Source organism: Pseudohalocynthiibacter aestuariivivens (genome assembly GCF_018457175.1).
GTDB lineage: Bacteria > Pseudomonadota > Alphaproteobacteria > Rhodobacterales > Rhodobacteraceae > Pseudohalocynthiibacter > Pseudohalocynthiibacter aestuariivivens.
The window spans coordinates 137227-163845 of the sequence record NZ_JAGFNU010000006.1 but is presented as its reverse complement, the minus strand read 5'-3'; the positions used below and the strand labels follow the sequence as shown (position 1 = coordinate 163845).

Sequence of the window (26619 nt, the reverse complement as noted above, 5' to 3'; positions counted from 1 at the left end):
CGTTAAAAACTTACCTTTCCGTGTGAAATATTGTTTCGTCGACGATTGACGCGTTTCCCTGCCGAAGATATCGAGGTGCGGAGTTTTATTCAGGTAGGATGAGTGCGCGCTTGCGCTGCAGAAGGAAGAAAACATGGCCGAGATTGAACGCGAGTCGATGGAATATGACGTTGTGATCGTCGGGGCTGGCCCTGCGGGCCTGTCGGCAGCGATCCGTTTGAAACAGCTTGATGCTGATCTTCAGGTTGTGGTGTTGGAAAAAGGCTCTGAAGTGGGGGCGCATATTCTGTCTGGTGCGGTGCTCGACCCGTCAGGCATTGATGCACTTATTCCCGACTGGAAGAAAAAGGGCGCGCCGATAACAGTGCCTGTGAAAAAGGATAATTTTTACCTCCTTGGCGAAGCTGGCCAGGTTCGTATTCCGAATTTCCCAATGCCACCGCTGATGAACAACCACGGCAATTACATCGTTTCAATGGGTAACGTCTGTCGCTGGATGGCGGAACAAGCTGAAGAGATGGGAGTGGAGATTTTCCCGGGCATGGCGTGTTCCGAGTTGGTATACGGTGAAAACGGCGAAGTCAAAGGTGTGGTTGCCGGCGAATTTGGCAAAGAAGCCGATGGCTCCCATGGTGCGAACTATGAACCGGGAATGGAACTTTACGGCAAATATGTCTTCCTGTCAGAGGGTGTTCGCGGCTCACTTTCAAAAGAGGTGATCGTCAAATACGACCTAAGTAAGAACTCCGACGTTCAGAAGTTCGGCATCGGAATGAAAGAGATTTGGGAAATCGACCCTGCGAAACATAAGGAAGGTACTGTAACTCATACTATGGGTTGGCCGCTTGGCAGCAATGCTGGCGGGGGTTCGTTCATTTATCATCTCGACAACAATCAGGTCTATGTCGGGTTTGTTGTACACCTGAACTATAAGAACCCCTACATTTTCCCATACATGGAATTTCAGCGCTTCAAACATCACCCGATGGTTGCTGAGCTTTTGAAAGGCGGCAAACGCGTTGCCTATGGTGCGCGTGCGATTTCTGAGGGGGGCTGGCAGTCGGTTCCAAAAACATGTTTCCCGGGTGGTGCTCTTTTGGGGTGTTCTGCGGGGTTAGTGAACGTGCCGCGCATCAAGGGCAACCACAATGCAATGCTGTCTGGAAAAGCTGCGGCTGAGGCGGCCTATGCCGCAATCAGCGATGGGCGTTCCGGTGATGAACTCACAGCTTATGAAGCCGATCTGAAATCAGGCCCGGTTGCCAAAGATCTCAAGCGCGTTCGCAACGTGAAACCGCTTTGGTCGAAACTGGGGCTCACAGCGTCGCTGGTTTTGGGTGGCTTTGATATGTGGGTTGCCAATATTACCGGTCTCAACCCTCTGGGTTCGATGAAGCACGGCAAGAACGACGCGCAGGCAACCGAAGAAGCCGCAAAGCACAAGCCAATCGACTATCCCAAACCAGATGGGACTCTGTCGTTTGACCGGCTGACCAATGTCAGCTTTTCAATGACCAACCACGAAGAAAGCCAGCCTGCACACTTGCACCTCGCAGACGCATCAATCCCAATCGCTATTAATCTCGCAAAATATGCAGAGCCTGCGCAGCGGTACTGCCCAGCTGGTGTTTATGAGGTTGTCGAGGAAGAAGGTAAAGAGCCGCGCTTCCTGATCAACTTTCAGAACTGCGTTCATTGCAAGACATGCGACATCAAAGACCCAAGTCAAAATATAACATGGGTGACGCCGCAAGGCGGGGACGGACCGAACTACCCGAATATGTAAATAAACCCGGAAAAAACCTTTGTTAGCGGGGTGGTCAATTGGCCGCCCCGCATTGCTTATACGCGATAGAATGACTACCTTTTCGGCGAGGTATAAATTCGAGGCACCCCTTCATATGATCAGGCATCTAAAAATACTTGCAGTTTCAACGCTCGCGCTCGCCCCTTCCGGGCCGGTATTTTCCGAAGGATTGGCCGGGGCTTATCTGGCCGCAAGGCAAGCAAGCATCGAATCGGATTATGAAGCGGCAGCCCGCTATTTCACAATGGCGCTTGCGCAAGACCCCTCAAACCCGGTTCTTTTGGACAGCGCTGTTGCGACGTATTTGGGGCTTGGCGAGCTTGAGTCCGCTTTGCCTATTGCCAGAAAAATGCGGGCCGACGGGTTGGAAAGTCAGGCTGGGTTTATGGTGCTGATCGCCAATAATATTGCCGCTGGTGATTTTGACGCTGTTTTAAACGACTACAAGGACGGTCACAGAATTGGCCCCTTGGTCGATGGTCTGGTTCAGTCATGGGCTTTGGTTGGAAAAGGTCAGATGACAGAGGCCCTGACGGGTTTTGATGACGTAACGCAAATTCGCGGTACTCGCGCTTTTGGCCTTTACCACAAGGCATTGGCGCTTGCACTGGTCGGAGACTATGAAGGCGCTGACAAAATTTTGTCTGGCGAAGCAAATGGACCGCTCCGCGCAACGCGCAGTGGCGTGATTGCGCATATCGAAATCCTGAGCCAGTTAGAGCGCAACAGCGATGCATTAGAACTTTTGGATCTCATATTTGAAGGCAATACAGAGCCCGGGATCGCCGAGATGCGTGCAGCACTTGAAACGGGTGAAACATTGCCATTTACGCAAGTTTCCAGCGCACAGGACGGGATTACTGAAGTATTCTTTACAGTCGCCAGCGTCCTTAGTAGCGAAGCGTCACCAGCCTATACATTGCTTTATTCGCGCATTGCTGGGTTTTTAAGCCCTGATCATGAAGAGGCGCTTTTGCTGACTGCCAGTATACTGGAAAGACTTGAACGCTATGAACTGGCAACGGAGGTCTACGATCAGGTCCCTCGTGACAGCTTTGTCTATCACATAGCTGAGCTTGGCCGTTCAGAGGCGCTTCGCAATTCTGGCAAGCCCGACGCGGCGATCGAAGTGCTGATGCAGTTGGCTGAAAGCCATAATAAATTGCCAATCGTTCACTCGACCCTCGGCGATACGTTGCGCGGGTTGCAGCGTTATGCTGAAGCGACAGAAGCGTATGATCGTGCAATCGCTCTGTTTGAGGAACCGGAAAGAGATCAGTGGATCGCGTTTTATTCGCGTGGAATAACGCGTGAACGCGAAAACCGATGGGATGAATCGGAAGCGGATTTCAGGAAAGCATTAGAACTTAATCCTGGCCAACCACATGTTCTGAACTATCTTGGATATTCTTTAGTCGAACAACAAATCAAGCTGGATGAGGCACTTGCGATGATCGAAGAAGCGGTGGCCGCGCGCCCTGACGACGGTTACATCGTCGATTCATTGGCCTGGGCATTGTTTCGGCTAGGGCGCTACGAGGAAGCGATTGTTCATATGGAGCGCGCTGCGGAACTGGCGCCGGTTGATCCAATCGTTAGCGATCATCTGGGTGATGTCCTATGGGCCGTCGGCAGAACCCGCGAGTCAGAATTCCAATGGCGCCGGGCTATGTCGTTCGATCCTGAAGAAAAAGATGCTGCACGTATATTGCGCAAGCTTGAAATTGGGCTAGACGCAGTATTGCTGGAAGAGGGATCGGAAGCGCTGTTTGTTGCAAATGGCGATTAGGGAATTTGCCCCCGCTAAGATCAATCTGACGCTTCATGTTACCGGGCAGCAGAGTGATGGTTACCACCTGATTGATAGCCTGGTCGCGTTCGCCGATATCGGTGATTGGGTCGCTGTCGATAAAGCGCCTGAGATGCATTTTACTGTTAGAGGGCCGCGCGCCATGGGTGTTCCGACTGATGACAGCAACCTAGTTTTACGCGCAGCAGATTTGATGCTTTCAGGTCAGAGTGCATCGATCACGCTGGAAAAACATTTGCCTGCAGCATCGGGTATTGGTGGAGGTTCGGCGGATGCCGCGGCCATGCTGCGCGCGATTCACAAGCTTTACAAACAACCCTTGCCATCTGCTCCGGACATTCTTTCGCTTGGTGCGGATGTACCGATTTGTCTTGAAAGTAAAACTGCTCGGATGCAGGGGATCGGTGAAGTTCTGACGCCCATACCCGCGCTTCCGCCTGTCTGGGTTGTATTGGTCAATCCAGGCGTGGAAATTTCGACTCCGCGGTCGTTTAAGGCCTTGGCCTCAAAAGAAAACCCATCGATGCCCGAAATTATTCCTGTGTTCAAAAACCTGGGCGAAATGACGGCCTGGCTCTTGGACCAGCGCAATGACCTTCAGCCCGGCGCAATCGCTATGGAGCCTGTGATCGGCGATGTTCTGGCGGCTCTGGCCACGACTAAAAAGCTTGTTCTGACACGCATGTCAGGTTCTGGTGCAACGTGTTTTGGGCTGTACGCAACAGAGGAAGACGCCTCGATAGCCACGCGATCCATTTCAGTCAGGCATCCTGAATGGTGGGTCGCCACCGGAACGTTAGGATCCGGCGTCAATTAACCCGTTCAACAACGTAGTCAGCGATGTCTGTCAGCATATGACGGATTGGCGCGTCCGGTAGTACGCAAAGCGCATCCTTGGCTTTTGCGGCCCATGACAAAGCCTCGATCCGCGTCTCTTCCATGGCATTGTGCTTTTTAAGCAGGACCAGCGCATGGTCTAGATCACCGCCGCCCTGCGCACCCTTTTCAATTGCCCGGACCCAAAAAGCGTGTTCTTCTTCATTGGCTTTTGCGACGGCTTTAATGACAGGTAGCGTGAGTTTTCGTTCGCGAAAATCATCGCCAACGTTCTTGCCAGTCGCGCCCGAACCCCAATAGTCGAGCAGATCATCAACGATTTGAAAGCTTATTCCGAGCGCATCACCATAAGTGGACAGCGCAGCAACCTGAGCCTCGGGTGCATTGGCGATAACACCGCCAACTTTTGTGGCAGCAGAAAACAACGCAGCGGTTTTACCACGCACAACCTGCATATAAATATCTTCCGTCGTCGCAAGATCCTGTGCGGCGGTAAGTTGCAATACTTCACCTTCGGCGATAGTGGCCGATGCATTTGCCAGAATATCAAGAACCTTCAGTGAGCCGGTTTCAACCATCAACTGAAACGAGCGTGAAAACAGGTAGTCTCCAACCAAAACGCTGGATTTATTATCCCACAGAAGGTTTGCCGTGGGTCGCCCGCGCCGTTGACCTGATTCATCGACAACGTCATCGTGCAGCAAGGTCGCCGTGTGGATAAACTCCACAGTGGCAGCAAGATGCACATGGTACGGGCCATCGTAATTGCATAGTCGGGCTGCGGCTAGTGTCAGCATCGGGCGTAACCTTTTACCCCCGGCCTCAACAAGATGTGCTGTTACCTGAGGGATACGCGGCGCGTGCTTTGACGCCATACGCTCGCGAATAAGCACGTTAACTGCAGCTAAATCATCGGCCAGATGTTCGCTCAGGCGTTCATGTGGTTTTATGCTTTCTTCAACCAGCCCCATCACATCCCCGTCACATAGCTCGACGAATCGTACGCCATGCCCTTATCTCATCATTATGAAAGAGCTTCTCAGAACAAACGACCCGACGATTATTGCATATGCCAAAGCGCTCCTTCAAGGCGAGGGTATAGACTGCTTTGAAATGGACGTAAATATGAGCGTGCTGGAAGGATCAATTGGAATCTTTCCACGAAGGTTGATGGTACGTCAATCCGATCTGTTCATTGCGCGATCCGTTATGAGTGACAATGAAATACCGCTTGGGTCCTGAAAAGATGAGATTTGATCCCAATACGCTAACGTCCGACCATTTCTTAGGAGGGGCGTTGGACATACTGCAACCAGCAAAGGGGTATCGCGCGGGTGTTGATCCGGTTTTGCTTGCCGCTTCGGTTCCAGCAATTCCCGGGCAGTCGGTTCTTGAACTTGGGTGTGGCGCAGGTGTTGCAAGTCTTTGTTTAGGACACAGGGTCAAAGGGTTATCCCTGAGTGGGATTGAATTACAGCCCGAATATAGTGAACTGGCCGTACAAAATGCCGCGCGCAACAATCTGGAAATGGCTGTTTATAATGGCGATTTGCGGGTGCTGCCCAAAGAACTGCTTAACCAAAGCTTTGATCATATCATCGCCAACCCCCCTTATTTTGATCGCGCACATGGTACAGCCGCACCAGATGCGGGGCGTGATATCGCCTTGGCGGGTGCAACGTTAATGAAAGATTGGGTTCAGGCGGCTGCCAAAAGACTTAAACCCAAAGGCTACGCAACTTTTATACAAGATATTCGCCGCCTTCCTGAGTTACTTGAGGCAGTGAGCGCAAGGCTTGGAAGTATCGAAATACTGCCGCTTGCAGCGCGTTTAGGGCGCGACTCGCATTTATTCTTGTTGCGTGCGCGCAAGGGTGGTCGCGCCGCTTTTCGGCTTTATTCTCCGCGTGTTATGCATCAGGGGGTAGCGCATGCTGGTGATCGGGAAAGCTACACGGATCAGATTCGGTCAGTGTTGCGCGACGGTGTGGCTCTCAAGTTTGGTGGGCGCTAGGGTTACTAAGGTATTTCGCATTTTACCGGGAAAAAATCCGCCGCATGCTGCGGTGAAGCGTGACACGACTCAAAATCTGTGTTCGACTGTATGTGATGGTAAATCTTATATGACGGAGGACAAGAATGACAATGAGTTCACATGTACAGGAACTCCGCAAGAAGCATCAAACATTATCTGAGGAAGTAGAGGCCGCGCAACGCAGCCCGGGCGCTGATGAATTTCAGATCGCTAAAATGAAAAAACGAAAACTCAAATTAAAAGAAGAAATTACACGTTTAACCGACGCCTAGTTGGAATCGGAGGCTGCAGCGCTGGCGCGTGCCGCCAGAGCTGCGCCACCAGCAATCAGGGCTGCAGCCAGCAAAAGAGGCCAGTTGGCCGTTGCGACCCCGGCAAGAATCAACGCAATTGTAGACAAAAGTGGTGCTGCGTAAGAGGCAACACCCAGAAGCTGGATGTCACCTTGTTTTACGCCAATATCCCAAACATAAAACGCAAGGCCGACAGGCCCCAGCCCCAGTGCGATACAAGATAACCAGCCGATTGCTGACGTGGGCCATTGCGTTTCTTCCATGAAAAGATGCGCGCCAAAGGCAAGCACAGCTGTTAGCGCGCAAAAAACGGCAACGCTTGCGGTAGGTGTGTCGCCTAAGCGTCGCGACAAAACGGAATAGCTTGCCCATGTCAATGCACAGAGAAATGCCAGCGCATAGCCTGGTAACGCGCTGGTCTGAAAGCCTACGCCACCTTTTGCAACGATGAGCGCTGCACCTGCAAAGCCGATTAGCCCGCCTATCACATGCCCTTTACGCAGATGTTCGCCCGGCAATAAACCAGACATCAGAACGATGAGCAGGGGCCACAAATAGGCAATCAAACCAGCTTCAGCAGCCGGTGCGATGCGTAAAGCCGTGAAATAAAAAAAGTGATAACCAAACAGCCCAAACGTGCCGAAGGCATAAACCTTCCACGAAACATGTCTGAGTTGTTTCAGACCGCCGGTCCGTGCCGCCCAAATCAAACCGATCCCGGCACCGATCGCAAAGCATATGGCGCTAAGCTGCAACGGTGGAACCGGTGCAGATCCAACGGTGAAAAGTGCAAGCAAAGCCCACAGTAGGACTGCGACAAAACCGATGCCTGTTGCTTTACTGCGGGTCATCCAGATAGCTCATCAGCGTTGATGAAATCGTGTCTGTCGCGGAAAGTTTTCATTACACTAATTTCCGAATGAAGCTATTGTTTGAACGCAGCAATATTTAGGCGTGTCTCTGTGCCACTTAGGCACACGAATCTGTATTTGTAGGGTAAGTCAATTGCAATCTTAAATGGGGCGGCGAGCTGCCCATCTCGCAGGGCTTTTTCCGCAAGCGAATAGTGCCCCAATACAACACCGCTGCCGGAGATCGCAGCATCATGTGCGTGATCTGCGTGGGAGAGTCGAGGACCAACCTTTGGCGATGTTCCTATGTCTGCGGCTTTGGCAAAGCTCATATGCCGTGCAGCAGCCTCAAAGGCACGAAGGGCAGTAAACGATCCTGCATACAGTTAAGTAAAACTAAACCGAAGCGACTAAAAGCCTTGTTTGTAAATAGCCTTCAGAACGTCGATCTGAATTCCAGTTCAGTTTTTCAAATGTAGATAGGTAATAAAATGATTGAAGGCACAACATCAAGAAAGACACGAAATGCATTTGAAGCAGCGCATCAAGCACGCGCAGATGCGCTAAAGGCCATATTGTCAGGATTGTTTCGCCGAACCAGCAAGCGCCGTTCCGGAGCGGCAGTCTAACCAAGTTTGGCTGCGGTGTTACAAAAAAGGCCACCCCAAAGGGTGGCCTTTTGATATTGAATTAGGCTTTCTTAAACGAAGAACTGAGCCCCGTTCGCAGAAATTGTGGAACCATTGATGAATTCCGACTCGTCAGATGCGAGGAATGTCACGCATCGTGCGATTTCTGCAGGCTCGCCAAGGCGACCTGCAGGAATTTGAGAAATGATAGACTCGCGAACCTTTTCAGGAACTGCCATAACCATTTCGGTTGCGATGTAGCCTGGGCAAACCGCGTTCGCCGTGATGCCAAAACGCGCGCCTTCTTGGGCCAGTGATTTGGTGATACCAAGATCGCCAGCCTTGGAGGCAGCGTAGTTCACCTGTGCGAACTGGCCTTTCTGACCGTTGATCGAACTAATTGTGATGATACGTCCAAACTTACGTTCGCGCATGCCCGGCCAGATCGGGTGAGTCATATTGAAAACACCTGACAGGTTGGTGTCGATGACCTGATGCCATTGCTCAGGTGTCATTTTGTGAAATGGTGCGTCGCGGGTAATGCCGGCGTTATTGACCAGAATATCAACTGGACCAAGATCGGCTTCAACCTTCGCAATACCTTCCACGCATGAATCGTAGTCTGCGACCGACCATTTATAAGTTGGAATTCCGGTTTCTTCAGTAAATTTGGATGCGGCTTCATCGTTGCCTGCGTAGTTTGCGGCGACGGTGTATCCTGCGTTCTTTAAAGCAACAGAAATCGCCGCTCCAATACCGCGCGACCCTCCGGTGACAAGTGCAACTCTGGCCATAATTCCTCCGACTAGTGTGTAATCAAGTTACAAATTTGTGACAGGGTGCGCAATTTTATTGCGCACCCATCACGTTGTTTAGTCGCGTTCAACGCAGAGAGCAACACCCATACCGCCACCAATACAAAGTGTCGCAAGGCCACGCTTCGCATCACGGCGCTGCATTTCAAAAAGCAAGGTGTTTAGAATCCGGCAACCAGAGGCACCAATGGGGTGACCAATGGCGATTGCACCACCGTTCACGTTAACAATCGAAGGATCCCAGCCCATGTCATTGTTCACAGCACAGGCTTGCGCTGCGAAGGCTTCATTGGCTTCGACGAGGTCGAGATCACCAACAGACCAGCCAGCTTTTTCCAATGCCTTGCGCGATGCATAGATCGGGCCAGCGCCCATAACAGACGGGTCGAGGCCGACTGTTGCATAGGACGCAATACGGGCGAGGGGCTGAATACCGCGTTTTTCAGCATTCGCTGCGCTCATCAGCAACGTCGCGGCGGCACCATCATTCAAACCTGATGCGTTGGCTGCAGTGACGGAGCCATCCTTGGTAAAGGCAGGGCGCAATTTTTGCATTGCTTCCATTGTCGCGCCATGGCGAATGTATTCGTCAGCATCGACAACGATGTCACCTTTGCGTGTTTTGACGGTGAATGCGGTGATTTCATCGGCAAATTTGCCGGCCTTTTGTGCGGTTTCGGCTTTGTTTTGGCTGGCCACTGCAAATTCGTCCTGCGTGTCGCGGCTGATCTGCCATTGGTTGGCAACGTTCTCGGCTGTTTGGCCCATGTGGTAGCCATTGAACGCGTCCCAAAGACCGTCACGGATCATCGAGTCGATGTATTTCACGTCGCCCATTTTGTGGCCCGCACGAAGATGCGCAACATGCGGTGACAAAGTCATGCTTTCCTGACCACCTGCAGCAACGATTTCCGCGTCGCCCAGTTGGATATGCTGGGCACCAAGTGCAACCGCACGAAGACCAGACCCACAGACCTGATTAATGCTCCACGCTGCAGATTCGATTGGAAGACCTGCATTGATATGTGCCTGGCGCGCAGGGTTCTGACCCTGACCTGCTGTCAGAACTTGCCCCAAAATGGTTTCTGATACTTCGGCTTTTTCGATGCCTGCCCGCTCAACCACAGCTTCAAGAACGGCTGCACCAAGATCATGTGCTGGAGTATTGGCAAAAGAACCGCCAAAGCTGCCAACAGCAGTACGGGCGGCGGAGGCAATAACAACGTTGGTCATGTAAGATTTCCTCTTTCGGTTTTGGAATTGGGCAAGGACGGCACACAACGCTTGGTCGTGCATTCGAAGCCCAGCTAGCTTATTCCCGCAGAGTCTTAGGGGGTCTGCCCTGAAAGAGCAACGGACAGGGTGTCTCACACTTTCGCGAATATCATTCTCGCGCTCAAGCGCGCTTCAATTCAGGGCCGGAAGGCCGCTTTACAAAGGGTGCGCCAAAGTAATAGCCCTGCAGGCAATCAATACCCATTTCGGTTAAAAAGATCGCATCCTCTACGTTTTCTACGGCTTCTGCGACTGTAAACATATCAAAGTGTTGGGCAATTGACATCAAGGCGCGTGTTAGAACCTGATTATCGGCTTCCTTGCTGATGCCACGGACGAACTGACCGTCGATTTTGATGACATCGAAATAGAAATCTTTGAGGTAGCGAAATGCAGTATACCCTGCGCCAAAATCATCAAGCGCAAATGCGATCCCCTTTTTTTGAAGGTCCGCCATAAAGCTTGTTACAAGTTCGGGCATCAACATCGCGGAAGATTCGGTGATCTCGAGAATCAGCCGTTCGCCAATTGTTGGTTCGAGCGCGAGACCATGGTTCAGGGTCTGCATCCACCGTTGATACCCTATGGAGCGCGCTGACATGTTGATCGACAATCGCAAGCCAGCGTCATTTGCAAGGGTATTTAAACCCAGCTCAAGCGCCAGGCAGTCTATAATCCGACCCATTTCATTGTTTTCAATAACGTCGATAAAATCGCGCGCTGGTATGATGCGCCCATTCCCATCCATTATTCTGATAAGCCCTTCATAGAAGGCGATCTGATTGGGATTTCGGGCCTGAACGATAGGCTGAAAGGCCAGCATCACCTGTTTTCTGTTCAAAGCATCGCGCACCATTTTAAGGGTGTCACGATCGCGGCTTTCAATGGCGACAGACAGTGGGCTGGAAATGCTGTCGGCAATTTCGACGCCGAGCGTCGAGAGGTCAGATAGCATTGGTTTTCTCCATCATTGGGCGAAAATACTTTGCTTTCTCCAACCCTAACAACAGATGAACAATCGTATTTTATTCGAAATTGAGCTAACCATGATTCAATTTGTTAAACTGCTGTGGTGACTGCAAAAAATGAATGAAGCTTGTAGCTGGGTCGGTGACTCTGAAATTTATAGGACCTACCACGACACAGAATGGGGTGTGCCAGAGTATGACAGCCGCGCCCTTTGGGAAAAACTGATTCTTGATGGTTTCCAGGCAGGATTGAGCTGGATCACCATTCTGAAAAAGCGTGAAAATTTTAGGGCAGCTTTTAAAGGTTTCGACCCCAATGTGATCGCAAAATGGGGAGAGGATGATGTGCTCCGCTTGTTAGCGGATTCTGGGATTGTGCGTCACCGTGGAAAAATAGAAGCGACTATCGGCAATGCGCGTGCCTGGCAGGTTATTGAGGCGCGGGAAGGGTTTGATCAGTTTCTTTGGCGCTATGTCGGCGGTGCACCATTGCAAAACCAATTTAAAACCCAAGCGGAAGTGCCAACCGAAACAGCGCTTTCCAGGCAAGTTTCCAAAGATCTGAAGGCAGCGGGTTTTCGGTTTTGTGGACCCACAATTGTCTATGCCTTCATGGAGGCTGTCGGCATGGTGAATGATCACCTTATTGGATGCCCTTGCCACGAAAAGATCGCAGATTTCCACCGCCAGACTGTCGAATGGCGTACCAGTGCGCGTTACTTTGTGCCGTAGAGGGCCCGAGCATCGGCGTAAGACAAGAGCTTGCGGTTGTTTTCATCCCACAACTGAAGTTTTACGCAAGCAAGGCTTTGAACCAATGTCATGCGCTGTGTTTCTGCCAGAATGGGATAGTCACGCAGAACCTCGGTCAGCCGATAAAAGGGGATGCGGCTGTACAGGTGATGCACATGGTGGACACCAATATTCGCGGTCAGCCAGCGCAGTACAACGGGAAGATCATAGTGTGAACTTCCATGAAGCGCGGCATCGTGTAGCTGCCAGTCTTCGTCGTCATCCCATTGGGTCTCTTCAAACTGGTGCTGCACATAAAACAGCCAGACCCCCATCGTTGCGGCGATGACAACTGTTGGTAAGTAGACCAGAAGCAAAGGCATGAAACCGCCAAAATAAATTGCCAGCCCCAACATAACTGCAATTGCAGCGTTGGTGCACATGGCGCTCGTCCAGTATTTTTGTCCCGCTTTCATCAGGCCAAAAGGCAAGCGATTCTGAAGGAAAAACAGATAAATCGGCCCAAGTCCGAACAGCACGATCGGATGACGATAAATGCGGTAGTGCAACTGACCCAGTTTTGACATGCTCTGGAATTCACGCACTGTCATCGTATGCACATCGCCGATGCCACGCTTATCAAGATTGCCAGAACTTGAATGATGAACCGAATGGGTGCGTCGCCACACATCATAAGGGGTTAAGGTAAGCACCCCAAGAACGCGGCCAACCCAGTCATTTGCATACCGGTTTTTGAAGAATGCGCTATGCCCGCAGTCATGCTGGATCGCAAAAAGCCGCACCAAAAACGCGCCATTCAATGCCGCGATTCCAAGGGCGAGCCAGTAACTGACCGAGAGAGCCCACCAAGCAACTGCCCAGAGTAGCACAAATGGTACAACGCTGACGGCAAGCTCAAAGATGCTGCGCACTTTACTTGGGTTGCGGTATTTCGCGAGAATTTGAATCCAGTCGCGTGCATTTTCCACGGTGCTGGGGGTTTGGTCGTCAATTGAAACGTTGTTCATACTGCTTTGGATCTCACTGGCCTTTTGTAATGTCGGATAAACTACCGGGGCGAATTAGCAAGTAAATTAGACCGATTTCGCTAAATTGGCGTGTTTCTAGGCGCAGAAGCCTGGCGAATGGTTGCTTTCAAAGTGTCAGCATGGCGAATGTATGCGTGCATTAAACGGCCATTATTCTTCCACAAGAAGAGCAGCGAATATCGCTTTGGCACTGTCACTGTCCCATTCAGCGTCACCAATCAAACGGGCAATCTCCTGACCTTCGGGGTTTAGAATCATTGTCACAGGCAGGCTGAGCACTGCCAGATCAGCGGCCAGTTCACGGCTTGGGTCTAGCAAGATTGGCAGTTCTGCGATGTTTTCTTGCTCAAAGAAACGCTTAATTGCCGGCATTGGGTTGCGGGAGGTTGCGACCGGCACAACCTCAAACTTGTCACTGCCCATTTCGGCCTGAAGCCGGTCTAGCGATGGCATTTCTTTGCGGCAGGGGGTGCACCATGTCGCCCAGAAGTTAAGCACGACGTATTTGCCCTGATAGTCGGCAAGCGTATGTTTGCCTCCGTCCGGGTCGAAAAATGCTACATTTGATCCGTCACGCGGCACTTCGTGAAAGTTCAGTTTCTGCATCAACCCTTCGCGCAACGCTTCCAGTTCTGCTATGTCAGTGGCCGCTGCAGTCGTTGCAGTAAGCGCAAGCCCGGCGTATAGGACCATTGAACGTAAATACCGCATTTTCCCTCCAGGGGTTCTGACATGACCAACACAAGTTCTAACGCGATGTGGGGCGGCCGTTTTGCTGCCGGACCCGACGCGATCATGGAAGCGATAAACGCCTCTATCGGGTTTGACAAACGAATGGCTGCCCAGGATATCGCAGGCTCTTGCGCCCACGCTGCCATGTTGGCTGCACAGGGTATCATTACAGATAGTGATGAACAGGCGATACGGGAAGGCCTGCTCACAGTCTTGTCAGAAATTGAGCGTGGCGATTTTACGTTTTCGACGGCGCTTGAAGATATCCACATGAATGTGGAATCCCGTCTGAAAGACCTGATCGGAGAGCCGGCTGGGCGATTGCACACCGGGCGCAGCCGGAATGATCAGGTCGCCGTCGATTTCAGGCTTTGGGTGCGTGATCAGGTTGATGCAGTGATCGAGGGCTTAACCGCGCTTTGCAAGGCGCTGCTTGATCAGGCTGAAGCAGGGGCGGATTGGGTGATGCCCGGCTTTACCCATCTGCAAGTTGCGCAGCCGGTGACCTGGGGCCACCATATGATGGCTTACGTCGAAATGTTTGGCCGCGATATGTCGCGGTTCCGGGATGCGCGGGTTCGTATGAATGAAAGCCCATTGGGTGCGGCCGCGCTGGCCGGCACATCCTTTCCGATTGACCGGCACATGACGGCAGAGGCGCTGGGCTTTGACCGCCCGGCTGCGAACTCGCTTGATGCAGTGGCTGATCGGGATTTTGCGCTCGAATTCCTTTCATCATCAACAATCTGCGCTATGCACCTGAGCCGCTTTGCAGAGGAACTTGTTATCTGGTCGTCTTCCCAGTTCAGATTTGTTGCGCTGAGCGACCGGTTCTCGACCGGCTCATCAATCATGCCGCAGAAAAAGAACCCCGACGCGGCAGAGCTGATCCGCGCCAAGATTGGCCGGATCATGGGGGCTATGGTTGGTCTGTTCACTGTTATGAAGGGGCTGCCGCTGACCTATTCAAAGGACATGCAAGAAGACAAAGAACAAGTATTCGATGCGGCTGACAATCTGATGCTGGCCCTTGCGGCAATGACGGGAATGGTCAGCGATATGACCGCCAACCGCGAGGCGCTGGAAATTGCCGCTGCCAGCGGGTTCTCGACTGCGACGGATCTTGCTGATTGGTTGGTGCGCGCACTGAACATGCCGTTCCGAGATGCGCATCATGTAACTGGAACGCTCGTCGCTTTGGCAGAAAGCAGAGGATGTGACCTGCCGAACCTGACACTTGACGATATGCGATCCGTTCATGACGCGATTACAAAGGACGTGTTCGAAGTGCTTGGTGTGCAGAATTCCGTGGCGAGCCGAGTTAGCTATGGGGGTACGGCACCTGATCAGGTTCGTGTGCAGGTCAAACGCTGGAAGGAGATTTTGGGATGATCCGGGGTATTCTTGTTGCTGCGCTATTGGCCCTTGCTGCCTGCGGCGTTGATGGCCCACCTGTGCCACCAACACAAAATGCGGTTGCCTACTGATGTGTAGACAACGGCCGATCAATCTGACCCGCACTGTCAATGGCGCAATTGTTCCGATGTGTTTCTTTGTCATCTGCCGCTTGCCGTTTTACCTGTTTTTACGCACAAGGCCGATCGTCTGATGGATCACTTTCTTTACCGTGACGGCGTACTTTACGCAGAAGATGTTCGTGTAGCTGACATAGCTACGCAGGTTGGAACCCCTTTTTATTGCTATTCGACGGCGACACTGGCTCGTCACTACAAGCTGTTTGATGACGCGCTTGAGGGGACGGATCATCTTGTTTGCTTCGCGATGAAATCGAACTCCAATCAGGCGGTGATAAAGGTGCTTGGAGATCTCGGCGCCGGGATGGATGTAGTGTCGGGGGGTGAATATCTGCGCGCACGCGCTGCGGGAATCCCTGGCTCGCGGATCGTGTTTTCCGGTGTTGGAAAAACGCGTGAAGAAATGAAAATGGCGCTGGAAGGCGGCATTCGACAATTTAATGTCGAGAGCGAACCAGAAATGTTCGCGCTGAACGAGGTTGCCCTCTCTTTGGGTGTCATTGCGCCTATTGCGGTTCGGGTGAATCCGGACGTCGATGCAAAAACACATGCAAAAATTGCGACTGGTAAATCGGAGAACAAGTTCGGCATTCCAATTTCGCGCGCTGTGCAGGTCTATGCAATGGCCGCCGGAATGCAGGGACTCGATGCCATTGGCATCGACGTTCATATCGGCAGTCAGTTGACCGAGCTTGAGCCTTTTGAGACAGCATATCAAAAGGTTGCGGAACTGACCAAAACCTTGCGCGCCGAAGGCCATGATATCCGGCGTCTTGATCTGGGTGGCGGGCTTGGGATTCCCTACGAGCGTTCCAATTCGGCCCCCCCGTTGCCGGTTGAGTATGGTGCCTTGATCAAACGGACACTGGGTGATTTGGGATGTGAGATCGAAATTGAACCCGGCAGGTTGATTTCCGGTAATGCGGGTATTTTGGTCAGCAAAGTGATTTATCTGAAAGAGGGTGAAGACCGGAAGTTTCTAATACTTGACGCCGCAATGAATGATTTGATCCGCCCGTCCATGTATGATGCATACCACGATATCATCCCGGTGGCTGAACCGGTTCCGGGTTTGGAAACAACACGTTATGACATTGTTGGCCCGGTTTGTGAATCTGGGGATACCTTTGCAAAAGGGCGTCACCTTCCTCCGATAACAGAGGGTGACCTTGTCGCATTCCGGTCTGCTGGCGCATATGGCGCTGTCATGTCTTCTGAGTACAACAGCCGTCCCTTGATTCCTGAGGTTCTGGTGAAAGGTGATCAATTCGCGGTTATACGCGCACGTCCGAGCTTTGAAGAAATGATAAATCGCGATAACATCCCCGCATGGCTTTGACGCGCATATCGCGCATCTGCCGCTGAAAGGGATGATGAGCCAGTTTAAAATCTCGCCGACGAAGGCAACACTGAACAAATTGCGCTGGCCATTGCGGCTCACGCGTTTGGGTATGGTCGCGGAGCGTGTTACGCGCGCTTTCTGGCCTGTCTGGACGGTGTGTCTGGCTGTCTTGGCCGCCTTGATGCTTGGCCTGCACGACAGATTGTCGAGCGAAGTTTTCTGGGGCATAGCTGTGGTTTCCGGTCTTGCTATGATTTGGTTTGTTTGGAGCGGCATACGCCAGTTTTACTGGCCTTCGGCAATCGAAGCATCAGCAAGGTTAGATGCGACATTACCCGGGCAACCTTTGGCGGCTTTGGCAGACCATCAGGCAATCGGCGCAAACGATGAAGCGTCGCGTGCAGTATGGAAGGCCCATCTGTCGCGAATGCGCGAGGCAACACGGGCGGCGCACGCCGTTCAGCCAGACCTGCGCGTTTCCCGCAATGACCCGTTCGGCCTGCGATACATGGCGGTTCTCGCTTTTATCGTTGCCGTCAGCTTCGGGTCTATCTGGCGTATTGCGAGCGTTACAGAACTCGCGGTCGGGGGTCAGGCATTGGCAACTGGCCCAAGTTGGGAAGGCTGGGTCGAGCCACCGACATATACCGGCAAACCAAGCCTCTATTTGAATGACATCGCAGAGGGGCCGCTTTTGCTGCCAAAGGGCAGCTTGATAACTGTGCACCTTTATGGCGAAGTGGGGTCGCTCGCCGTGTCGGAAACGGTTTCCGGTCGTAACGAAGTACAATCCGACAACACTGAACTGGCAGAGGTTTTCACAGTTGAAACTGGTGGTACGTTATCAGTTGAAGGGTCGGGCGGGCGCAGTTGGCAAGTAAGCGTGATCGCGGATAAGCCACCTTCCATTGAGTTTGATGGTGACATGGATGTCGCCGCCAGTGGCGAAATGCGGCAGCCCTTTGCTGTAACTGACGACTATGGTGTTGTTGGGGGTCAGGCAGAAATAACGCTCGATCTCGGGGCTGTTGATCGTCGCTATGGTTTGGCTATTGATCCGGACCCGCGCGAGGCGATCGTTCTTGATCTGCCGATGACCATATCAGGTGATCGTGGTGAATTTAGTGAAACACTGGTCGAAAACCTGTCTTTGCATCCGTGGTCAGGTCTACCGGTCAGGATTGTGCTGCGCGCAGAAGATGCACTGGGACAAAACGGAAAGTCCGAGCCACTGGAAATTGCCCTTCCGGGGCGGCGGTTTTTTGACCCGCTCGCGCGTTCGGTGATTGAAGGACGGCGCGATCTTCTTTGGGCAACTGAAAACGCCCCGCGTGTTGCGCAGGTTTTGCGCGCGGTGACCCACCGACCAGAAGATTTCGTCCGCTCCACGTCAGCCTATCTGATGCTTCGGGTTGCGATCAGACGTCTTGAGGCTGGGGTTGATGCAGGCTTGTCAGATGAATCGAAAGAGGAAATCGCGACTGCGCTTTGGGATATTGCTGTTCTTCTGGAAGATGGAAATCTTTCAGACGCATTGGAAAGAATGCATCGCGCGCAGGACCGGCTAAGCCAGGCAATGCGTGAAGGTGCAAGCGACGCGGAGATTGCCGGACTCATGCAGGAACTGCGCGAGGCGACACAGGATTACCTGCGCCAGTTGGCGCAAAACCCACGTGAAGGTGGTGATCAGCAACAGGCCGACAGCCGGAACATGCAGCAACTGACCGAGCAGGACCTTCAGGATATGATGGACCGCATTCAGGAATTGATGGAACAGGGCCGCATGGAGGAGGCGCAGGAACTGCTCGATCAACTGGCCGAAATGATGGAGAACATGCAAGTGACCGAAGGTGCGCCAAACGGCGAACCTGGCGGTGAAGGCGAGCAGGCCATGCAAGGGCTGGAAGAAACTCTGCGCGGTCAGCAGGGCCTTTCGGATGATGCTTTCCGTGATCTTCAGGAACAGTTTAATCCCGGCGCACAGGCAGGGCAAAGCGACGAGAACGAAGGTCGCAATGGCGGAGAAGGCCGTGGCCAAAGCCATGAGGGTCAAGGGGGGCAGGGCTCTGGTGACGGCGAGTTGCAGGGAGATGGCCAAAGCGGTGGGCAAGAACGAAGCCTTGCGGAACGCCAGCGCGAATTGCGCGAGTCGCTGCGCCAGCAACAAAACGGGCTGCCCGGTGCTGGTACGCCTGAAGGAGACGCCGCAAGAGGTGCACTTGATCAAGCAGGACGCGCGATGGATGGAGCAGAAGAAGCACTGCGTAACAATGATCTTGCCGAAGCACTCGACAATCAGGCCGAAGCGATGGAAGCCCTGCGTGAAGGCATGCGACAGCTAGGCGAGGCTTTGGCACAGCAGAACAGTGAAAATCAGGGTCAGCAGGGGCAAGTCTCTGGTGAAGGTCAAGCGCGCGATCCACTGGGGCGTAATGCTGGCGCGCGCGGCAATCCCGGAACGAACGAAGGTATGTTGCAAGGCGCGGATGTTTATAGGCGCGCAAGAGAATTGTTGAACGAGTTGCGCGACCGGGCGGCAGATCAGACGCGCCCGAAACCAGAGATAGAATATCTCAAACGTTTGCTGGACAGATTTTGAGTTTCTATTGAATGCGCCCGGAGATTCAGGCGGGACACATTTCTTGAACCGGTATCAAACTTACCAACAAAACGATGTTTTTATTCTGTCGCGCCGGAAATGAGCGTTACAGCGCGGCCAAGCGCATTGTCCATCCAAAGACGCAGACCGTTCACCCAGTCAACATAGGCGATCAAAGCAGGTTTTGCCTGAGGAACAGCTTCTGCAATTTGCGGCGCGACGGCATAAAGACCAATTCCAAGAGCAAACAAAGCCAGGATGAGTCCGAAACCAAGCCTGAAACCTTTGCTGCGCTGGTGAACTTCTATTTCTTCTTCAGTTTCACCGTCTTCATCACGTTCAGATGCCGATCGCAGAGTCGAATTTATTTCTTCGATATCTGGAAGTAAATCGCTACGGTTGCCCGGTTCCTCTGGTTCGGGTTCTTCACCCCGCAGGCGCGCAGTGCGTTCTTTTATCGCTGCGGCTTGCAACTCAGTCGTGTCATTGCTTTCTTGCAGCCCCAGATCGGGCTGAGTTTCTATCGTTGCGCTACCTTCGGCCCGCCGATTGCGTGTTTCCAGGTCGGCTTCTTCGCGCAGAACATCCAAAACCGCTTCGTCTAAAGTCCGCCGGTGAATCTCCTCGGGTGTTTCTTCGCCTTCCGCTGTCTCGTCGTCGTCACTGGTTTTATCCGGGGTTTCTTCGGTTTCCTGCGACTCTTCCAGTTTGTCATCTTCCGCTGCGTGAACATCCTCACTCTCAACGTCAGAGTGTGCCTCTTCCGTCTCCGACGTTTCCACGTGATCCTGATCTGTCAGTTCATCGTCTGCGTCTAGATCGACATTTGAGTTGTTCTGAAACCACGTTTGGCCGCAGTTGGAACATTGTACGTCACGCCCTTCTTCGGGGATAACGCTATCGTCCACCTCGTATTGCGCATCGCAATTCGGACAAATTAGCCGCATATTTCTCGGTCCCTACTACGGTTTTATCGCTTCAATTTGTCTAATGATAAACGTATTAACAGGGCGACGGCAAAGATCAAAGCGTTTGAGCCACCATGATATTGCATCATTTCGTAAACTTGGCAAAAACTGTGTCAAAGATATAACGGATTGGGCCGAGGAGCACAGAGTGATTGAGCTACACAATGTCGCCTACAGCTATGGCGGGGGCGAACTTTTTAACGATATCTCGCTCAAATTGGCACCCGGATCGTTTCATTTTCTTACGGGGCCATCCGGTGTCGGCAAGTCTACGTTCCTGAAACTTTGCTATATGGAGCTTGCGGCGACATCCGGTCAGGTCCGGGTTTTCGGGGCAGACGCAAGCCAAATGACCCGTGATGATATTGCGCGGAACCGGCGCCGTATCGGTGTCGTCCATCAGGATTGTAAGTTTCTTGACCACTTACCGCTTGCTGCCAACGTCGCACTGCCCCTGACGGTTGCAGGGCGTGACGCGTCGGCGGAAGCAGCGAACCTGACAGAATTGTTGAACTGGGTTGGGCTTAGCCAACACACAGATGCACTGCCACCGCAGCTATCGGGTGGAGAACGCCAGCGCGCCGCACTGGCACGCGCCGTGATCATGTCGCCAGATGTTATTCTGGCGGACGAACCAACCGGTAATGTTGACTGGGAAATGTCGCAACGCTTGCTTTCGCTTCTCGTGGAACTGAATCGCATGGGCAAAACGATCATGGTTGCAACGCATGACCTCGCGCTTATCCGCGCTGCCAAGGCGCAGGTTGGCGCCCGCGTACTGCGCATCCAGAACCAGAGCGTTCAGTTGGCGGGGGCAGATCTGTGAACCAAGCAATTGTTGCCCTAAGAGCGTTGTTTGTTGGTGATGTACACGCTGATCGCGTGGTGCCGCCGACCGGGTACACTGCCTGGCTGACCTTGTTTGTTTCAGGTGCGATGGCCTTCCTCGCCGTGTTTTCGCTTGCGCTTTCGCTTGCAACAGGACGATTGGCGGATCGGTGGTCATCAGAACTGGCTCGCAGTTCAACCTTGCGAATTTCCGCACCTTCTGGGCAGATGGCAGCGCAGACGCAAGCCGCGCTTGAAGTTCTGCGCACGACACCCGGTGTTGCCAGCGCCCGGGCTTTGGATGAAGCGGAGCAACGCGCGCTGCTGGAACCCTGGTTTGGGCCCGACTTGCCTGTCGATAGCCTGCCGATTCCGCAGTTGATTGAGGTAATTGAAGACAGTGATGGTTTTGATGCAGAGGGGCTACGTCAACGATTGGCAGGCGAAGCGCCGGGTGCAGTATTGGACGACCACACGCGTTGGCGCACGCCTCTTGTCAAAGCGGCAGACAGGTTGCGGCTTCTTGGTGTGATTTCGATCATTCTAATTGCTGCAACCACAGCTGCTATGATTACACTTGCCGCGAATGCAGCGCTTGCGGCGAATCTTCAGGTTATTCGTGTGCTTCGTCTGGTCGGGGCAAGAGATGTCTATATTGCGCGTGCTTTTGTTCGCCGCTTTACCCTCAGGGCGCTTGTTGGCGCGGGTGTTGGCACTGTTTTGGCGATGATTGCCGTGGCGATCTTACCTGATGCACAAGCTGCTGGCGGTTTTTTAACCGGGCTTGGCTTTCAGGGCGTGCATTGGCTATTGCCGCTCTTGATCCCGCCACTTGCTGCAATTGTCTCGTTCTGGGCGACAAGAACGGCTGCACTTAGAACGTTGGGGGGAATGACCTGATGCGTCACGCTATTCAATGGGTTCGTTCACTTATTTTCATTATTCAGATGTACATCGCGCTTGGGATTGTTGGCTTTGGTTTCATGCCACTTGCTGCGGTGAACCGGAAATGGGCGTTTCGTGCAATTCATATCTATTGCAACTACGTGCGCTGGAGCGCGTCCTGGATTGTCGGTCTCAAATCTGAAATCCGCGGTGAGGTGCCAACAGACGGCGTCATTGTCGCATCCAAGCACCAGTCCTTTTTCGACATTCTGCTGATCTCCAGTGTGGTGCCGCGGTTGCGTTTTATCATGAAAAAAGAACTGCGCTGGGTACCGGTGATTGGCCAATACGCATATTGGACCGATACGATTCCGGTTGACAGGGGCAAACGCGGAAAGGCCATCAAGCAGATGGTTGCTGACGTGAACAAGGGCACAAAAGAACCAAGCCAGTTGGTGATTTTCCCACAAGGAACCCGTGTCGCGGCTGGGGTCAAGAAGCCGTACAAGGTTGGAACGGCGGTTCTTTATGATCAAACGGGTCAAGAGGTCGTGCCAGCGGCTACAAATGTAGGGATGTTCTGGAAGCGACACGGTATTATGCGTTACCCGGGCGTCGCAGTGCTTGAATTCTTACCGCGCATTCCGCCGGGCAAACCTGAAAGAGAGTTTCTTGCCGAACTGGAAGTAGCGATTGAAACGGCAACCGAGGCATTGGAGGCCGAAGCCGGTTTCGTGAAAAAGGACTAGCCGATGGAAATGATAGACAGTATCGCCGCACTTGAAGCGATCTATGGAACCCCCGGCGAAGCGTCCATTCTTAAAGTCGCGCGTCAAATGACCCCGACATATCGAAAATGGATCATGGCCAGCCGGTTCTGTGTATTTTCAACCGTCGGGCCAGACGGTACCGACGGTTCACCACGCGGTGATGCTGGTCCAGTGGTTCAGGAACTTGATGTTCATACGCTTGCCATGCCGGACTGGCGCGGAAACAACCGGATGGATTCCCTGCGCAATATTGTAAGGGACGGACGTGTTTCACTGATGTTTATGGTTGCGGGGTCTGAAAATGTCGTGCGTGTGAATGGCACAGCGCAACTTACAGCCGATCCCGACATGCTCGGTCGGTTTGAAAAGGTTGGTAAGCAGCCACGATCGGTCATTTTGATTGATATTGCAGAGATTTACTCGCAATGCGCCCGGGCGGTAATACGTGCGGGGATCTGGCGTGATGGCGACCAGTCCGAAGGTTTGCCAACAGTGGGTGATATGCTTCGCGAAATGACCTCGGATGAATTTGACGGCGCGCGCTATGATGCCGATTGGGCAGGGCGCGCCGTCAAAACTATGTGGTAACGGTTACGGTAACACACTTTGTATAGTATTCCGAACTGGCAACAGTGTATTTGCGGCCAGTCATCTCTGATATCAGTTTAACCTTCTAAGCGGCCACTTTCCGCGCGACGCTTGGCAATGCGCCCATCAGATCCTCCAGAATGTCATCGACATTTTCAAGACCGACAGACAAGCGGATCAGCCCCTCTCCAATATCATGCTCGGCGCGTTCCTCCGGTGTATAGGTTGAATGGGTCATGCTGGCAGGATGCTGAATTAATGTTTCCGCGTCGCCAAGACTAACAGCGCGCTGGATCATCTGAAGCCGGTTCATTGTTTCAATGCCGGTACGCATTCCACCATGAACTTCAAAGGCGATCATTCCACCAAAATCTGCCATTTGCTTTTTCGCCAGGCCGTGTTGTTCAAAGCTTTCAAGTCCAGGGAAATAGACCTTTTCAACTGCACTATGCGCTTCCAGCTCCCGCGCAACGATCATTGCGCTTTCGCAATGGCGCGCCATCCGCAGTTCCAGCGTTTTCAGGCCCCGGGTAATGAGCATAGCGTTGAAAGGTGACATGATAGAGCCCGTCATATCCTTCATGCCTTCCATGCGAACACGCGTTACGTCTTCTGCATTGCCGACAACCATGCCAGCGATCAGGTCACCATGTCCGCCCAGATACTTTGTTGCCGAATGCACAACCAGATCAGTGCCCAGTTCAATCGGACGGGTCAACAAAGGCGTGGCATAGGTGTTGTCGACGACTACCTTTGCGCCACCCGCTTTAGCAATTTCCGAGATCGCGGCAATATCAACGAGCCGCATATTCGGGTTAGCGGGTGTTTCAAAGTAGACAATCTTGGTTTTCGCATTCATTGCGCGGGACAGGTTTTCAGGAATTGTCATATCGACATGCGTGATCGTAATGCCGAATTTCCGAAGGCCGTGGTTCATAAATGAGAAAGTGCAGCCATAAAGCGTTTTATCAACAATCACCTCGTCGCCCGGCTCTAGAAAAGTCCAGAGAACTGAAGTGATTGATCCCATACCGGATGAGTTCGCGAGCGCCGCTTCACCGCCTTCAAGATTCGCGATGCGTTGCTCTAACAAGTCAAGTGTTGGGTTTGAGATGCGAGAGTAGATATGGCCGGGCCGCTCTCCGGCGAACATTTCGCCCCCTTGTTCAGCCGTGGCAAACGAAAAAGTAGATGTCAGGTGCAGAGGCGGGGTCAATGCACCGTGTTCATCCTGAGGATCATACCCGTGATGGATTGCACGGGTAGCAAAGCCAGTGCTGGACGATTTTGAAGCTTGGGTCATTTCTGCGTCTCCGGTACTTTGAGTTACCTCTATGATATGCTAAGTAAGAGCGCATTTAGTTGCTAATATTGCCAAGTAATGAAATATAAATGGCAGTTATTGCTAAGAAGGTCGAAGATATGGATGCTAAAGACCAACAAATTATTCGCGAGCTTCAACTTGATGGGCGGCTTACAAATAATGAACTTGCTGAACGGGTGAATCTATCGCCATCACCGTGTTTGCGCCGCTTGCGAAACCTTGAGAAATCCGGAGTTATCCAGGGATATACGGCGTTGGTTGATCAGGCGGCCTATGGTTTGCCTATTACTGTCTTCATTCGTATTCGGCTGGAGCACCACAATAAAGAGGCCGTTCAGGTGTTTGAGCAGCACATAAACCGGATCGACGAAGTCCTTGATTGCTATCTGATGACTGGAGACAGCGACTATCTGCTGCGCGTGATCGTTGAAAGCCTAGCGTCTTACGAAGACTTTATTCGTGAGAAAATTCACCGAATCCCTTCGATTGCGTCGATCGATACGAGCTTTGCGTACGGGACCGTAAAACAGAACCGCGCCTTTGCTTCTGTCATTTGAGAACAACAGATCAGTAGCTAAACAAAGGCTGCATGGTGAGGTATGGGTCAGACTAAGTTTTTTTGAACATTAAAATTTTTCTATTGAGCAAGGAAAAGTATGGGTTTCCTAGTGTTTGCACGAAAAACCGCTGCATCTGAACGTCGTTTGCTCTAGAGTTTCTAAAGATAGGGTCGGATGTTTTTCCACTTTCGCACTCCCCTAGAGCGGGTGTTTAGAAACAATACAACATAATATGGCCTTAAAATTTCCATAAAAAATACAATCCCCATCAACTAGTCTGATCTCTCAAGTCAGTAAGACAGCTGCGGAGAAATTTGATGAAAATACTTGCCGTTGATGATGATGTATTCATCCTCGAACTACTTCCAGTTGTTTTGGCAAACTCTGGGTATCACGACGTGTCAGTTCGCGCGTCCCCTATCCGCGCTCTTTCGCTTTTAGAGCGGGAAGAACCCAAGTTCGACTGTCTTTTCCTTGATATCGCAATGCCGGGTATGGACGGTATCGAGCTATGCCGCAGAATTCGCGCTTTGCCGGGTTATAAAGAAACACCAATCATTATGTTGACCGTGATGTCTGACATCTCGCATATCGACCGGGCGTTCGAGGCAGGTGCAACTGACTATGTTACAAAACCGTTCGACGTGACAGAGATTGGTGCCCGGGTGCATATCGCGGAAAAACTGATCGCTTCTCAGAATGGCGTCAAAGAGCGTCAGGCGGCCAAAACCTCCCCTGTGAGCAAAAGCGAACCCGTTGTCGCAACAGCATTCCTTGATCCGCAGCGCATCGAAGATGTTGAAGGTGCGGTCGAATATGAAGCGCTTTCAAACTATCTGGGTCAGCTTTCAAGAGCTGGGTTGGACAGTTCAAATATCTTCGCGATCAAGATTGATCAGGCGGAAGAGATCCACTCAAAGACAAGCCCGCTGGAGTATTCTTTTGCCTTGTCAGAGGTCGCTGACGTGATCGCTGAAATCCTTCGGGAAAAAGGGTTTTTCCTGATGACTTACGCGGGAAGCGGACATTTTCTATGCGTTTCTCATAGCAACTACTTTGACTCCGATCCGGATGCGGTATTGACGCTTCAATACGCGATTGATGAGCGTGAGTTAGCTTACGACAATGGTTCACCTATGGACATCAATGTTTCGGTTGGGAAATCGCTGAAGCCTCGTGTGAGCGCCTCCAAGGGAACGCACCGGATTTTCCGCGTGGCAATTGCGCGGTCGGAAGACACCTACAATGCAAAACAAGGGCTACTCAGCCGACCGAACATTCGGCGTGTCCCATAATAAACTGCCAAAGGGATGGTTGGTGTCAGCAGCCAACCATCCCAACCTAACAAACGAAAACCGCGGCCCCGTTCAGGAATGGCTGCGGTTTT

Annotated in this window: 26 protein-coding genes; 17 read left to right on the top strand and 9 right to left on the bottom strand. The window is 52.3% G+C overall.

Going from position 1 to position 26619, the window contains the following annotated elements; genetic code table 11:
* Positions 1-133: 133 nt before the first annotated feature.
* From J4E70_RS11075 to J4E70_RS11065, 3 genes are all read left to right on the top strand, one after another.
* Positions 134-1786: an electron transfer flavoprotein-ubiquinone oxidoreductase gene (locus J4E70_RS11075; RefSeq protein WP_213889378.1), complete on the top strand. Its 1653-nt coding sequence runs from the start codon at positions 134-136 to the stop codon at positions 1784-1786.
* A gap of 70 nt (positions 1787-1856) precedes the next feature.
* On the top strand, positions 1857-3596 hold the full coding sequence (locus tag J4E70_RS11070; protein WP_246531706.1) for a tetratricopeptide repeat protein: 1740 nt from the start codon (positions 1857-1859) through the stop codon (positions 3594-3596).
* The gene (locus tag J4E70_RS11065) at positions 3586-4434 is read left to right on the top strand and encodes a 4-(cytidine 5'-diphospho)-2-C-methyl-D-erythritol kinase (protein ID WP_213889377.1); all 849 of its coding nucleotides are present in this window, start codon (positions 3586-3588) and stop codon (positions 4432-4434) included. Before J4E70_RS11070 ends, J4E70_RS11065 begins: the two co-directional genes overlap by 11 nt.
* Here J4E70_RS11065 and J4E70_RS11060 read toward each other — a convergent pair.
* Complete coding sequence (locus tag J4E70_RS11060; RefSeq protein ID WP_213889376.1) at positions 4427-5425, bottom strand: polyprenyl synthetase family protein; 999 nt, start codon at positions 5423-5425, stop codon at positions 4427-4429. The two genes, J4E70_RS11065 and J4E70_RS11060, sit on opposite strands and share 8 nt — an antisense overlap.
* Before the next feature lie 55 nt (positions 5426-5480).
* On the opposite strand from J4E70_RS11060, the gene J4E70_RS11055 reads away from it, so the two are divergent.
* From J4E70_RS11055 to J4E70_RS11045, 3 genes are all read left to right on the top strand, one after another.
* Positions 5481-5696 carry a putative signal transducing protein gene (locus tag J4E70_RS11055; RefSeq protein ID WP_213889372.1) on the top strand — a complete coding sequence of 72 codons (216 nt, stop codon included), beginning with the start codon at positions 5481-5483 and terminating at the stop codon, positions 5694-5696.
* A gap of 4 nt (positions 5697-5700) precedes the next feature.
* On the top strand, positions 5701-6468 hold the full coding sequence (locus J4E70_RS11050) for a tRNA1(Val) (adenine(37)-N6)-methyltransferase (RefSeq protein WP_213889452.1): 768 nt from the start codon (positions 5701-5703) through the stop codon (positions 6466-6468).
* Between the two features lie 125 nt (positions 6469-6593).
* A complete protein-coding gene (locus J4E70_RS11045) occupies positions 6594-6761 on the top strand; it encodes a YdcH family protein (RefSeq protein WP_213889370.1) in 168 nt (55 codons plus the stop codon).
* Here J4E70_RS11045 and yddG read toward each other — a convergent pair.
* The 4 genes from yddG to J4E70_RS11025 form a co-directional block, all read right to left on the bottom strand.
* Positions 6758-7633, bottom strand: coding sequence for an aromatic amino acid exporter YddG (gene yddG, locus J4E70_RS11040; protein WP_213889369.1), 876 nt, complete (start codon positions 7631-7633; stop codon positions 6758-6760). The two genes, J4E70_RS11045 and yddG, sit on opposite strands and share 4 nt — an antisense overlap.
* Before the next feature lie 700 nt (positions 7634-8333).
* Positions 8334-9056: an acetoacetyl-CoA reductase gene (phbB, locus tag J4E70_RS11035; RefSeq protein WP_213889367.1), complete on the bottom strand. Its 723-nt coding sequence runs from the start codon at positions 9054-9056 to the stop codon at positions 8334-8336.
* Positions 9057-9134: 78 nt separating this feature from the next.
* Positions 9135-10310 (bottom strand): acetyl-CoA C-acetyltransferase, encoded by a 1176-nt coding sequence (locus J4E70_RS11030; RefSeq protein WP_213889365.1) that lies wholly within the window; start codon positions 10308-10310, stop codon positions 9135-9137.
* A gap of 163 nt (positions 10311-10473) precedes the next feature.
* Entirely contained in the window at positions 10474-11307 is an 834-nt protein-coding gene (locus tag J4E70_RS11025) for an EAL domain-containing protein (RefSeq protein WP_213889364.1), read from the bottom strand.
* A 130-nt stretch (positions 11308-11437) separates the two neighbouring features.
* Here J4E70_RS11025 and J4E70_RS11020 point away from each other — a divergent pair, with 130 nt between their 5' ends.
* Complete coding sequence (locus J4E70_RS11020; protein WP_213889359.1) at positions 11438-12052, top strand: DNA-3-methyladenine glycosylase I; 615 nt, start codon at positions 11438-11440, stop codon at positions 12050-12052.
* On the opposite strand, the gene J4E70_RS11015 is transcribed toward J4E70_RS11020, so the two are convergent.
* Positions 12037-13080 carry a fatty acid desaturase gene (locus tag J4E70_RS11015; RefSeq protein WP_213889357.1) on the bottom strand — a complete coding sequence of 348 codons (1044 nt, stop codon included), beginning with the start codon at positions 13078-13080 and terminating at the stop codon, positions 12037-12039. The two genes, J4E70_RS11020 and J4E70_RS11015, sit on opposite strands and share 16 nt — an antisense overlap.
* A 171-nt stretch (positions 13081-13251) precedes the next feature.
* Positions 13252-13812 carry a TlpA disulfide reductase family protein gene (locus tag J4E70_RS11010; RefSeq protein ID WP_213889355.1) on the bottom strand — a complete coding sequence of 187 codons (561 nt, stop codon included), beginning with the start codon at positions 13810-13812 and terminating at the stop codon, positions 13252-13254.
* Between the two features lie 21 nt (positions 13813-13833).
* On the opposite strand from J4E70_RS11010, the gene argH reads away from it, so the two are divergent.
* The 4 genes from argH to J4E70_RS10995 all read left to right on the top strand — a co-directional run bounded on the left by argH (position 13834) and on the right by J4E70_RS10995 (position 19309).
* Positions 13834-15225, top strand: a complete 1392-nt coding sequence (gene argH / locus J4E70_RS11005; protein WP_213889353.1) for an argininosuccinate lyase — start codon at positions 13834-13836, stop codon at positions 15223-15225.
* On the top strand, positions 15222-15320 hold the full coding sequence (locus tag J4E70_RS19610; protein WP_343229458.1) for a lipoprotein: 99 nt from the start codon (positions 15222-15224) through the stop codon (positions 15318-15320). The genes argH and J4E70_RS19610 overlap by 4 nt, the downstream gene beginning before the upstream one ends.
* Before the next feature lie 121 nt (positions 15321-15441).
* Positions 15442-16707, top strand: coding sequence for a diaminopimelate decarboxylase (gene lysA, locus J4E70_RS11000; protein ID WP_213889352.1), 1266 nt, complete (start codon positions 15442-15444; stop codon positions 16705-16707).
* A 34-nt stretch (positions 16708-16741) separates the two neighbouring features.
* Positions 16742-19309 (top strand): TIGR02302 family protein, encoded by a 2568-nt coding sequence (locus J4E70_RS10995; RefSeq protein WP_213889351.1) that lies wholly within the window; start codon positions 16742-16744, stop codon positions 19307-19309.
* Positions 19310-19389: 80 nt separating this feature from the next.
* On the opposite strand, the gene J4E70_RS10990 is transcribed toward J4E70_RS10995, so the two are convergent.
* A complete protein-coding gene (locus J4E70_RS10990; protein WP_213889350.1) occupies positions 19390-20256 on the bottom strand; it encodes a zinc-ribbon domain-containing protein in 867 nt (288 codons plus the stop codon).
* Positions 20257-20425: 169 nt separating this feature from the next.
* Here J4E70_RS10990 and J4E70_RS10985 point away from each other — a divergent pair, with 169 nt between their 5' ends.
* Genes J4E70_RS10985 through J4E70_RS10970 form a run of 4 tightly spaced genes read left to right on the top strand, consistent with a single transcriptional unit; the run spans position 20426 to position 23348 of the window.
* A complete protein-coding gene (locus J4E70_RS10985) occupies positions 20426-21103 on the top strand; it encodes a cell division ATP-binding protein FtsE (protein WP_213889349.1) in 678 nt (225 codons plus the stop codon).
* Positions 21100-22005, top strand: a complete 906-nt coding sequence (locus J4E70_RS10980) for a cell division protein FtsX (protein ID WP_247077468.1) — start codon at positions 21100-21102, stop codon at positions 22003-22005. Before J4E70_RS10985 ends, J4E70_RS10980 begins: the two co-directional genes overlap by 4 nt.
* A complete protein-coding gene (locus J4E70_RS10975) occupies positions 22005-22739 on the top strand; it encodes a lysophospholipid acyltransferase family protein (RefSeq protein WP_213889348.1) in 735 nt (244 codons plus the stop codon). The genes J4E70_RS10980 and J4E70_RS10975 overlap by 1 nt, the downstream gene beginning before the upstream one ends.
* 3 nt (positions 22740-22742) lie before the next feature.
* Complete coding sequence (locus tag J4E70_RS10970; RefSeq protein WP_213889347.1) at positions 22743-23348, top strand: pyridoxamine 5'-phosphate oxidase family protein; 606 nt, start codon at positions 22743-22745, stop codon at positions 23346-23348.
* 85 nt (positions 23349-23433) lie between these two features.
* Here the strand turns inward: J4E70_RS10970 and J4E70_RS10965 are convergent, their stop codons facing one another.
* Entirely contained in the window at positions 23434-24651 is a 1218-nt protein-coding gene (locus J4E70_RS10965) for a methionine gamma-lyase (RefSeq protein ID WP_213889346.1), read from the bottom strand.
* Between the two features lie 119 nt (positions 24652-24770).
* Between J4E70_RS10965 and J4E70_RS10960 the strand changes: the two genes are divergently transcribed.
* Positions 24771-25229: an Lrp/AsnC family transcriptional regulator gene (locus J4E70_RS10960; RefSeq protein WP_213889450.1), complete on the top strand. Its 459-nt coding sequence runs from the start codon at positions 24771-24773 to the stop codon at positions 25227-25229.
* 320 nt (positions 25230-25549) lie between these two features.
* Complete coding sequence (locus J4E70_RS10955) at positions 25550-26527, top strand: response regulator (protein WP_213889345.1); 978 nt, start codon at positions 25550-25552, stop codon at positions 26525-26527.
* Positions 26528-26619 lie beyond the last annotated feature (92 nt).